At 72.7% G+C, this 3264-nt stretch carries 2 protein-coding genes; one reads left to right on the top strand and one right to left on the bottom strand.

Annotated features, from left to right (window positions below; all coding sequences use genetic code 11):
• Positions 1–1497, top strand: a 1497-nt coding sequence (ftsY, locus tag D7Y11_RS42130; protein WP_233607583.1) for a signal recognition particle-docking protein FtsY, incomplete at its 5' end; no start/stop codon positions are given.
• A 7-nt stretch (positions 1498–1504) separates the two neighbouring features.
• On the opposite strand, the gene D7Y11_RS42125 is transcribed toward ftsY, so the two are convergent.
• Complete coding sequence (locus tag D7Y11_RS42125; protein ID WP_126936476.1) at positions 1505–3223, bottom strand: M1 family aminopeptidase; 1719 nt, start codon at positions 3221–3223, stop codon at positions 1505–1507.
• Positions 3224–3264 lie beyond the last annotated feature (41 nt).

Raw genomic sequence — 3264 nt, 5'->3', positions numbered from 1 at the left:
GCCCCTACCCCCGGCGGCGGGACGACGCAGCCGGGCACGGGCACCCCGCCGGACACCGGACTCACCGGCGGCGAAGTGGTGGGCATTGGCGGCGCGGTCCTCTTCGTCGTCCTGGCCCTCGTGGCGGCGCGCAAGCTCTTCGGCAAGAAGCGCGTGCCGGAAGCCCCCGGGAAGCCCCAGGTGGAGGCGCCCCAGCTGCCCGAGGAGCGCCCCGAGCTGCGCGTGGAGCTGCCGCCCAACGAGGCGGAGCTCGCCCGGCGCCGGGACCTGGACGACGCCCACGCGCGCATGGACGAGCTGCGCCGCCAGCGCGAGACGGCCTCGTTCGCCGCCCACGCCGCGAAGGATTCGGCGGAGAAGGCCCGGCTGGAGGCGGAGGTCCGCGCCCTCAAGGAGCGTGAGGAGGAGGCCAAGCGCGTCGAATACCGCGCCAAGAAGGCGCTCGACGACGAGACGCGCGAGCGCCGCAAGCGGGAGCAGGTCGAAGCGGTGCGCCTGCGCGATGAGGCCGTCGCCCAGGAGGCCGCCCAGGCGGAGGCCGCCCGTCAGGCCGAGGCCGCCGTGGCGCGCGCCAAGGTGGAGGCGGAGGGCGGCCGCACGCTGGCGCAGGGGCTGGACCGCACGAAGAACCAGGGCTTCATGGCGCGGCTCAACGGCCTGTTCGGCGGCCAGCGCACCATGGACGACTCCGTCCTGTCGGAGCTGGAGGAGATCCTCTTCACCGCCGACATCGGCGTGCGCACCGCGGACCACCTGGTGGAGGTGGCGCGCGACAAGCTCAAGCGCGCGGAGCTGAAGGACCCGGAGCGCATCAAGGGCGCCATCCGCGACGAGGTGGCGCGCATGGTGGACCTGCCCGTGCCGCGTTCGCTTACGGGCGGTGGCCCGCCGCACGTGGTGATGGTGGTGGGCGTCAACGGCGCCGGAAAGACGACGACCATCGGCAAGCTGGCCGCGCAGCTCACCGGCCAGGGAAAGAAGGTGGTGCTCGCCGCGGGTGACACCTTCCGCGCCGCCGCCACGGAGCAGCTGGACGTGTGGGCCGAGCGCGCGGGCGCCCAGCTGGTGAAGGGCCCGGACGGCGGCGACCCGAGCGCCGTCATCTTCGAGGCCGTGAAGAAGGCCCAGGCGGAAGGCGCGGACGTCATCATCGCGGACACCGCGGGCCGGCTGCACACCAAGGCCCCGCTCATGGAGGAGCTCAAGAAGGTCAAGCGCGTGATGGACAAGGCGCTGCCCGGCGCGCCCCATGAAATCCTGCTCGTGCTGGACTCCACCAACGGGCAGAACGCCATCCAGCAGGCCAAGCAGTTCCACGAGGCCGTGGGCATCAGCTCCATCGCGCTCACCAAGCTGGACGGCACCGCCAAGGGCGGCGTCATCATCGGCATCTGCGACGAGCTGAAGCTGCCCGTGGTCTGGGTGGGCGTGGGCGAGAAGATCGCCGACCTGCGCCGCTTCGAGCCGCGCGAGTTCGTGCAGGCGCTGTTCGACTGAAGCGGCCCTACTGCCCCATGAGCTGGGGCAGCAGCTGTTCCAGCAGTTGCTGCGTCTGGGCGTCCAGCTTCACGCCGCCCATGTCGCCGCCCATGGCCTCCATCAGCCCCTGGAGGTCCGCCGCGCCCAGGTCCTCGTCGCCGTGGGCCTCCTCCCACCAGCGAGTGCGCAGCTGCGTCAGCGCCTTCGCGTTCGCGGGGCTCGCCTTCGCCAGCTCCTGCGTGAAGCACGCCTTGCACGCCCACTTGAAGCGGTACGTGTCCACGTACGCGCGCAGGGCCTTGAGGAAGGCGCTGTCCCCCACCAGCTTGCGCGACGCGTGGTGCAACAGCGGCGCCTTGCCGTACACGAGCGCGCCGTACTCCAGCTCGCCGCCGTCGAAGTCGCCCGTGGGCCGGTCCGCGCGGCCGTCGCTGCCGCCCGTCAGCCGGAAGAACTGGTAGGGCATCACCAGGGCCTCGTTGCGCAGGGACTCGGCGGCCTCCGGGCCGTGGGCCCATTCCATGTAGAGGAGCGCCGCGTACTGAGCCAGGGACTCGTCCACCACCGGGTCGTGGATGGGGTCCGAGCCCACGAGCCCCGCGAAGTACTGGTGCGCCACCTCATGCGCCACGGTGAACTCCAGCGTGCGCTCCAGGGACGCCCCCACCTGCGAGCCCACCTGCGCCAGCATCCCCGCGCCGCCCTGCGCGTTCAGCATCTCCTGGAAGGCCTCCATGCCGGGCATGCCCACCAGCATGGACAGCGGGTCCTGCTTGGCGCGGTAGAGGGACGTGCCCACCGTCACCAGGCCCGGGAACTCCATGCCGCCCGCGCCGCCGCTCAAGGGCGCCTGCACCACGCGGAAGTGGGTGTAGGGCAGCGGGCCCAGCCGCTTCTCGAACTCCGTCAGGGCCTGTGACGCGTACTTGAGCACGCGCTTGCCCACCGCCGCGTCCCGCGCCGCGAAGTGGCTCTCCACCGTGACGCCGTTCACCGTGGCGGTGGCGGACTGGTAGCCGCGCGTCACCAGCACCGGGAAGTCGCGCACCGCCGCCGCCGCGAAGCTGTAGCGCACCCGGCCGTCGCGCTCGGGCACCGCGCCCATGGGCGTCCCGGTGGTGTGCGCCGCCCAGCCTGACGGCACCGTGAGCGTGGCCAGCACGTGCGCGGGCTCGTACAGCGCCAGGTCCCCCGAGCCCTGCGGGCCGGCCCACGGCTGGCCCTGGTCATCCATGGGAGGCACCTGCGGCACCACGCCCACCAGGCTCATCACGTCCGCCGTGGCGGAGAAGGCCCCGTGGTCGTCCGAGCCCCCCTTCGCGCCGCCGCCCAGGAGCCCGCCCGAGCCCAGCAGCGACTCCGCGCCCGGTGCCGCCTTGGGCACCGTGCCCTTCAGCGAGACCTCCAGCGACACCGTGCCGCCCGGGGGCACCGGCGGCTCCACGGTGATGCGCTGCAACGTGGGCTCCGGCCCCAGCTCCAGCGCCACGGCCTTCCCGTTGAGCTTCGCGCCGGAGAGCGTCACCTGGCGGGAGCGGGTGTTGGGCGTCAGCCGCAGGTACAGCTCCGTCACCGGCTTGGGGCCCTTGGCCACCCGCTCCACCTGCACCTTGCCCCAGACGCGCCGCTCCTTCGGCTCCACCTCCAGCTGCACGCGGTAGAGCGGCACGGACTCCAGCGGCCCCAGCGCCCGCGCGGCCCGGTCCCGCTCCTCCGGCCTCAGGTGCTGGAGGCACAGCTGCACCTCTGGCGCTGTCTCTCTTTTTCATTTTTCACTTCTGACGC

This window comes from Corallococcus sp. AB018, from assembly GCF_003986945.1.
GTDB lineage: Bacteria > Myxococcota > Myxococcia > Myxococcales > Myxococcaceae > Corallococcus > Corallococcus exiguus.
This window is presented reverse-complemented; position numbering and strand designations above follow the sequence as displayed.